The 6987-nt window shown below is 69.4% G+C and carries 9 protein-coding genes; 1 reads left to right on the top strand and 8 read right to left on the bottom strand.

Annotated elements, in window-relative coordinates; all coding sequences use genetic code 11:
• Positions 1 to 147: 147 nt before the first annotated feature.
• From ACQKIP_RS35090 to ACQKIP_RS35055, 8 genes are all read right to left on the bottom strand, one after another.
• Positions 148 to 1635: a DNA cytosine methyltransferase gene (locus ACQKIP_RS35090; protein WP_365862785.1), complete on the bottom strand. Its 1488-nt coding sequence runs from the start codon at positions 1633 to 1635 to the stop codon at positions 148 to 150.
• A 26-nt stretch (positions 1636 to 1661) separates the two neighbouring features.
• Entirely contained in the window at positions 1662 to 1991 is a 330-nt protein-coding gene (locus ACQKIP_RS35085) for a hypothetical protein (protein ID WP_365862784.1), read from the bottom strand.
• The gene (locus tag ACQKIP_RS35080; protein WP_365862782.1) at positions 1988 to 2995 is read right to left on the bottom strand and encodes a DUF2637 domain-containing protein; all 1008 of its coding nucleotides are present in this window, start codon (positions 2993 to 2995) and stop codon (positions 1988 to 1990) included. The genes ACQKIP_RS35085 and ACQKIP_RS35080 overlap by 4 nt, the downstream gene beginning before the upstream one ends.
• Complete coding sequence (locus ACQKIP_RS35075) at positions 2992 to 3594, bottom strand: hypothetical protein (protein WP_365862780.1); 603 nt, start codon at positions 3592 to 3594, stop codon at positions 2992 to 2994. Before ACQKIP_RS35075 ends, ACQKIP_RS35080 begins: the two co-directional genes overlap by 4 nt.
• On the bottom strand, positions 3591 to 3884 hold the full coding sequence (locus ACQKIP_RS35070; protein WP_365862778.1) for a hypothetical protein: 294 nt from the start codon (positions 3882 to 3884) through the stop codon (positions 3591 to 3593). Before ACQKIP_RS35070 ends, ACQKIP_RS35075 begins: the two co-directional genes overlap by 4 nt.
• A gap of 92 nt (positions 3885 to 3976) precedes the next feature.
• Positions 3977 to 4423 carry a transcriptional regulator gene (locus ACQKIP_RS35065; protein WP_365862776.1) on the bottom strand — a complete coding sequence of 149 codons (447 nt, stop codon included), beginning with the start codon at positions 4421 to 4423 and terminating at the stop codon, positions 3977 to 3979.
• 179 nt (positions 4424 to 4602) lie between these two features.
• Entirely contained in the window at positions 4603 to 4779 is a 177-nt protein-coding gene (locus ACQKIP_RS35060) for a hypothetical protein (RefSeq protein ID WP_365862774.1), read from the bottom strand.
• A gap of 42 nt (positions 4780 to 4821) precedes the next feature.
• Entirely contained in the window at positions 4822 to 5052 is a 231-nt protein-coding gene (locus tag ACQKIP_RS35055; protein ID WP_365862772.1) for a hypothetical protein, read from the bottom strand.
• Between the two features lie 1093 nt (positions 5053 to 6145).
• On the opposite strand from ACQKIP_RS35055, the gene ACQKIP_RS35050 reads away from it, so the two are divergent.
• Positions 6146 to 6987, top strand: an 842-nt coding sequence (locus tag ACQKIP_RS35050) for an XRE family transcriptional regulator (RefSeq protein WP_427745061.1), incomplete at its 3' end; no start/stop codon positions are given.

Below are 6987 nucleotides of genomic sequence, written 5' to 3'. Positions count from 1 at the left end.
CCTCAAGAGGGCGTGAAGGGCCCGGCCGCAGGCTGTGGAAGGTTGGCGGCCGGGCCCGGTGAGTCCGAGGATGCGCCTCGGGAAGGCGGCCAGCGATACGCTTTCTGGGGCGCAGGCTGTATTTCCGCGTTTTGGTGTGGGTGGTGGCTAGGCGGCGTTGGCGGCGGTGCGCGACAGGGCGTCGGCGACGCGGGCGCCGACCCATTGGGCGACGTTGCAGGAGACGGCGTTTCCGGCCTGCATGGTCTGTTCGCCCTTGTTGCCGTGGACGGTGTAGTCGGCGGGGAAGCGTTGCGCGAGAAGCTGTTCGCGCGGCTGGATCATCCGGTAATGGCAGTCCTCCAGCAGCGGCGCCGGTGAGGCGATCGCTGCGGAGTCCCGCGTGCCGAGCGTGTGCAGCGGCTCGCCGGTGCTCTTGGCCGACGCGTTGCGGTAGGGGATCACCAGCCAGTGATGCCGCCCCTGGCCGGTGACGGTGTCGACCGGGTGGGAGACGGGACGGGCGGTGGCGTTGCGGCGCAGGGTGACGATGAACGAGTCGTCGGCCGGCGGCGGGGTCAGCAGCGCTTCGAACCCCTTGGGGTTGGCCAGCCGGGTGCGCATCGGCTTGGCGGTCGTGGTCGGCGTCGTGTTCCAGGTGCCGCCGGTCGGCACGAGCACCGCATCCCCGATCTTCACCGTGCGCGAGGCGAGCGGCGCTGTGTCGGCGGGTACGGCCCGCCCGTCGTGACCGCCGTGGTTGACGGTCAGCACCATCCGCCGGTCCCCGAGCAACGCCAGCCCGGCGCGGATGCGTTTGACCGTGTTCGCGGCCAGCGGGCGCAGCTTGTGCGCGGCCCGATCGCCGATGCGGACCCCCAGGTTCGTCCAGTCGATGATGGAGGCGGCCGGGCGCACGTAGGGCTCCACGATGGCGTGGCGGCAGCGGGTGTTGGGGCAGCGGTAGTCGTACTGCTGCTTGTACTTGCCCACCCGGCGCCCGTTGCGCCACGACTGGACGGCGAACACGTCCTCGCCGCACTGAGCGCACCACGCGGGCGGGGAGGGCTTGAGGTCGGGCAACGGGATGCCCTTGCGGGTGAACACGACATAGATCCGGTCGCGCCACTGCGGCGCCGGGTCGTTGTCGTCCCCACCGACGTGAGCGGAGGACGCTGAGACGATCTGGCTGTTGTAGCCGAGCATCTCCATCCCACTCCGCCACCAGTCGAACAGTTCCCAGTCGGCCACGAATTCCAGGACGTTTTCGCACAGCACCGCCTGGTAGCGGTGGACCTCGGTGGCGCGGATGACGTCGTAGGCGGTGGCTCGGGTGCGTTCCCATGCCGCGTCCGCGACGCTGCCGTGCTCCTCCAGGTCGAAGGCGAGCTGGCCGTGGGTGCGCTTGCGCCCACCGGCCGGGGAGATCTCGGTGCAGATCGGCGAGGCCCACAGCACGTCGGTGCGGGGCAGGCGCCGCATGTCGTAGTTGTTGACGTCCGCGCACAGGTGGTCGGCGTCCGGGTGGTTCGCGGCGTGCGTCTCCACCGCGCGCTGCCAGTGGTTCGCGGCAAGGCGCAGGTCGTACCCGGCGGCGACCAGCCCGGTGGACGAGCCGCCCGCGCCGCAGAACAGATCAGTGAACGTCAGGCCCATGCCCAACTCCTCACAGGGTCGGTGGTTCACAGCTCGAACAGGCCCGGTGCCTCAGTGGCGGGGGCGGCCGTCCGGCGGGCGGCGCGGGCGGCGGCGGTGTGACATCCCGGGCACCACGCCAGCAGCTCGGCGGCGGGCAGCGCGGCGGCGGCCACCGCGCTGGTGAGCGGGTTGGCGGGTGCGGCGATGAGCCGCACCCGGTGGCCGTGCTTGCTGGTGTAGGCGTCGTGCTCGTGCGGGCAGCGTCCGCCGCCCTTGAGGTGCGGGTTGCCGCATGATCCGGTGCACTGGCAGCGGAACCCGGCCGCCTGCATCACCGGCCGCCAGGTGGCGATTGCGGTCAGTGGCTCGCTCATGCCGCCACCTCCCCAGCCGTGGCATCGCCGCCAACGGCGGAGGTGTCGACGGCGTGCAGCGGCCGGTCGGCGCGCTCCGCGGTGAGGACGTCGCGCACCTGCCGCGCCTGCTTGGCGCCGCAGCGCAGGCCCTTGCGCAGCGCTTCGGCGTTGATGTCCGCGTCCGCCCACGACGTGGTCAACTTCCGCGCCTCCACCGTCAGCTCATCGAGCGTGCGACGGGCGGGCGCCTTGGTGGGGCGGCGGCGCGGCGCGGCCTGCTTGCGGGGCGCGGGCGCCGCTGCGGGCGTCTCCTGCTCCGGCTCCTGGTGCTGTTCCGGCTGCTCAACTACCGGTTCCGCGCCGGGGGTCAGGTCGCCGAGCTTGAGCAGGACGCGGGCGCGTCGTGGCGTCTTGGAACGCCACTTGCGGCCGTGCTGCTCGCGCAGGTCGGCGCGGGCCAACTGCCGCTGGCGTTCGCGGGTGAGCGCGTCGACGTAGGAGGTGATCTCCCACAGCGTCATGCGCCGCCACAGCGTGAACGTCGGCCACGGGGCGAGCAGCCACCGGGTCCAGCGGATCTTGTCCATCCGGCGGCCGGTCACGGCGCCGATGCGGACGGCGTAGATGTGCGCGCCGATCTCGGAAAAGACCACCCACAGCAGCGGCATCGTGCCGTGCGCCAGTTTGGCCCACATCCCCTGTCCGGCGGCGATGTTCAACCCGCAGGTGACCAGGGTGAGCAGCCAGGGCACGAACCGCACCCACGCGAGTCCCATGTCCATGCGGATCAGCAGCAGGTTGGCGACGGTGAACACCGGGATGGCCACGTCGATACCGACGGGCAGCATCCACGGTTCGGCGAAGCCCCACCGCAGGGCGGCCGAGGAGACGGCGTCGAAGGAAGCGAGGAAGCCGAGCGAACCGACGCCGGCCGCAGCTGCGGCACCGACACCGGCCAGTCCGAGTTCCGGGCGCGTCAGCGGCGGGATCGCCGGGCGTTCGGTCGTGGTCGTGGCGCTCACGCCGCCACCTCCCCAGTGGTCACGATGTGGGTGAGGCCCGTCATGGCGGCGATCTCGTCGCCGGTCAGCCTCGTGTTCTCGTCCATCGCGTGGGCCACGGTGCGGATCTCGCGCCACAGGTGCTTGACCTTGCGGCGGGCCATGCCGCGCACCATCGACCACGACTTGCCGCCCTTGGGCGCGCTGTCGGCACTGATGCGCAGCCCGAGCGCGGTGAGGGTGTCGATGGCCTGCTCGCGGTCGTGGACGGCGGCGCAGGCCAGGGCCCGTTCCGGCGTCCACAGGCGGTAGGTCATCAGGTAGTCGACGTGGGCGACCTGTCCGGCCGCGAACATCGCGGCGAAGCGCCAGGGAGGGGTGTCGTTTGCATGACTCGCGGTGTTGCCGGTGACCGCCCACCCGCCCTCTTCGGGCTCCCAGGCGATGACCTCGCTGGCGTGCACGGTCATGCCGTAGGCCATGGCGAGCACGGCGTGCCCGGCCTCGTGAAAGGCCATCCCCAGCCGGGCTTGTTCGTAGGCGAGGGTCATGGCGTGGAACGGCTTGGGGCGGCCGGTGTGGTCCGTGAGCAGTTCGGGCGCGGGAGCAGTGGTCATCATGCCGCCACCGCCTTGCGGGCCCACTTACGACGGGCGGTCGGCCGCTTCAGCGGGACGACGTGGAACAGCTCCGGCGCGTACGCCTCCACCGCCTGCGCCGCGACGCGGACCGCGTCGTCGGGCATGGTCGGGTTCTCGGCGAGGATGTCGCGGGCCGCGTCCAGGCGGGCCGCGCGCTCCATCTCGCTCTCGCCGTGCTCCCCGAGCCACAGCTCAAGAGGGGTACCCAGGGCGAGTTCGACGAAATCGATGTCACTGACGGCCTCGTGGCCGCCGATGTAGCTACGCATGATGACTCCTGGAAATGGAGGGATGGAAGGAAACCGGGGAGAGCGCAGGCTTTGGCGAGACGGCGCACGCCCCCCGAGGGGCGGGGGAGAGGTCAGACGGTGGCGATGATGAGCGCGGCGACCAGTAGCCACAGGTGGTGGAAGGACTGGTCCAGGGCGTACGCGCCGGTGCCGATGTGCGGGTTGTCGTCGCGGCCGGGGCGCGGGGCACCGAGCCGGTAGAACTCGGCCTTACCGGTGACCTTGGCCAGCCACGCGAGGGTGCTGCGGCGGTCGGCCCACCAGTGCGTGGCGGCGTCGAGGCCCAGCCCCAGCAGCAGGCCGAGCACGGACGCGGGGAGGTTCAGCAGCCACAGGACCGGCAGTAACAGCACGAGCTTGGTGGCGGTCAGGGTGGCGACGTGCCGGGCGCCCGCGAGGCGTCCGACCCAGCCGGGACGGCCCTTGTGGGCGGACTGGCAGGAGGTCTGCACCCAGTGATCGCCCACGCTGTGGGCGACGTACAGGGCGACGAACACGGCAGCGAAGACAGCAGCCATCGGGCAACTCCTCGAAAGGGAAGGAAGAGCGGGGGCGATACAGGTCTTTGGTGGGAGGCGACCGGCCCCGGCTGGAAGTCCGGACCGGTGGAGCGGTCCGGTCGTGCCCCGGCCGGGAGTCGAACCCGGCCTTGCGACCATCGGGGCGGTACTGCGGTCAGGCAGTGGCGCAGGTTCGGCTAGAAGGTGAAGGTCACGTCGCCATTGGCTTGGACAGTGCCGCTGTAGCGCTCGCCGTGCACGACGGTCGTGTCCTGCGTGGGCTGCTTCTGGGTGGCTGCGTTGATCGCGTCGGCCTGTTTCAACGCGGCCTGCATGCGCGCTTCGTGCTCTTCGGGGGTTTCGTTGCGGCTCACGAGCGATCTCCTCAGCGGTGGCGGGCGGTCGACGGGTGGGTGTCAGTTGCGTGTGTCGCGGCGCTGTACGAGCTGGATGGCCATGCGGGGGAAGTCGGCGATGGCGTCGAAGTCGGCGAACGTCACGCCGTAGGTCTCGATCCCCCGGAGCATGCCGTGCAGGACCGACGCGGCGTCCGCCTTCTGCGCCGGGGTCGGCTTGTGACTCGGGGCGAACTGCGCCGCAGCGGAAGTGATGCGGGCGGCGATCTCGTCAATCTGGTGCTGGTCCACGGTGCGTCCTCTCGGAAGGGCTCGGGACTGTCCCGGCTCTCCGCGGCCCCGGCATGGCCGGGACCACAGAGAGCCGGTCAGCGCCACCAGCTCTTCTTTGGAACGCGGTTAGGGCATCCGTTGACCATGTGGCTGATACACGGCGCGCAGTCCTCGCCGGGGCCGAGACGGCGATGGATGCTCTTGTCGTAGGCGTGCTGCCAGCACTGCGGGCACTCGCCCGGAGGCGTCTCGTTCTTCGGCATTACGGGCTCCTGAGAGGGAGGGACTGGAGGGGCCTGGAGGGGCGCAGGCTTGGCGAGACGGCGCCCGCTCCGGCGTGGAGAAGGAAGGGTCAAAGACCCGTGCTGCGATTCCTCATCAAGCGGGCAGGCTGCTGCGGCGACAGCCGGCGTCCTGCCCGCATGACGAGTGACGGGAAGCCCGTCACTGTCGGGTCCGCGGTTCCGTGCGCGCCTCAACCTCCCTTCGTGTTCGGCGCGTGGTTACCGCGGTCACTCAGTCGCTACTCGCTGAGCTGATCTCCCATCCCTCGCGGGTGTCATGGACCGGGTGCAGCCCAACCACCGGGGTCCCCGCGATCCGATCCCACGGGGACTCTCCCGAGGGCCAGACCAACGGCTTAGCCGATGACACCGATCACTCCGTGAAGACGCCGGACTTTTACGTCTCCCCTGCCGCTCGAACCGCGTGCAAGCGGGTCCGACGGGGTCTTACGCACCGGGAGCGGAACGCGATCCCTTCATCTGGTGCGCACCAGAAGACTGGCATCTGGTGCGCACCAGAGTCAAGGAGGTTCGCCGTTCTGGTTGGTGATCCCTTGTCGCGGTGCATCTCCAGGAGACCTTTGGAGGGGGGGTGGCGGTAGCCAACAGGACTTAACTTCCGCCCTGTTAACCCCTGTTGAGCTGCGATGATGTGAGGCACCATGGAGGAAGCCATGATCGGTACTAACGGCGGGCGGTGGCCTGTGAGTTCAGGACTTCGAAGCGCGCGGGCGGCGCGTGGTTGGTCTCAAGAGCGACTGGTCCGCGAGATCGAGCAGTACGCCCGGCGGAACCTTGCTGACGTGGCCTCAACCGCGAGTTTGCGGGTGTACGTGTCCGAGTGGGAGAACGGCAAGCGCTCCATCTCGGACCGGTATGCGGGCATTCTGCGCAAGTTGCTCGGTGTCACCGACGCAGAGTTGAGGGAAGCCGCCAGCGCTCCTGTGGCTTCTGTGGCGGATGGATATGACGACCTGCTCGGCAGGATCGACTCGGCCGCCTGTGTCAGTGAGTCCATGGTGAGCGCGTTCAACGCTCAGACTGAGTTGCTGCGCACGATGGACCGTCAGATGGGTGCGGCTGGTCTTGTCGACCAGATGACTGGGCATCTCGCAGCTCTTGAGGATGCGCTGAACTTTGCCGTGCTGCCGTCCGCGCGTCGCCCCGTAGCGCTTGCACTCGCCGGGGCGTCGACCCTTGCCGCGTGGCAGGCGATCGACTCCGGGGCGGTCGAGCGAGCATGGCGGCATTACGAACTCGCAAAGCGCGCCGCACGGGACGCTGAGGCTCCTATGTATCTAGCGCATGCGATGGGGGAGCAGGCATTCGTGCTCTGCGAGGCTGGTAGGCCCGCCCTCGGGGTCGAGTTGGTTCGAGATGCTCAGCGCATTCTGGGAAAGGGCGGATCACCTCGCCTTTGGGCCTGGCTCCGTGCCACAGAGGCGGAGTTGTGTGCTCACGCAGGAATGGTTGACGATTGCCATCGGGCCCTAGAGAAGGCAGTGGATTGCATTCCTGGTGGCCTTGAGGATCGGGACCCCGACATGTTGAGCATCTTCCTCAATGGCTCACATCTCGCCCGTTGGCAGGGGAATGTGCTTGGCCTGCTCGGCGATGGGGGTGCCGTGACCAGCCTCTACGACGCACTGAAGGGGATGGACCCCACATT

It is taken from the genome of Streptomyces sp. NPDC059900, assembly GCF_050270335.1.
Lineage (GTDB): Bacteria > Actinomycetota > Actinomycetes > Streptomycetales > Streptomycetaceae > Streptomyces.
The sequence above is the reverse complement of the archived record's forward strand: the minus strand, read 5'-3'. Positions and strand labels throughout refer to the sequence as shown.

Coding starts and splice junctions, on each gene's coding strand:
- ACQKIP_RS35065 (WP_365862776.1), bottom strand. CDS start 4,423: ATGGCTGCTGTCTTCGCTGCCGTGTTCGTCGCCCTGTACGTCGCCCAC.
- ACQKIP_RS35075 (WP_365862780.1), bottom strand. CDS start 3,594: ATGATGACCACTGCTCCCGCGCCCGAACTGCTCACGGACCACACCGGC.
- ACQKIP_RS35085 (WP_365862784.1), bottom strand. CDS start 1,991: ATGAGCGAGCCACTGACCGCAATCGCCACCTGGCGGCCGGTGATGCAG.
- ACQKIP_RS35090 (WP_365862785.1), bottom strand. CDS start 1,635: ATGGGCCTGACGTTCACTGATCTGTTCTGCGGCGCGGGCGGCTCGTCC.
- ACQKIP_RS35070 (WP_365862778.1), bottom strand. CDS start 3,884: ATGCGTAGCTACATCGGCGGCCACGAGGCCGTCAGTGACATCGATTTC.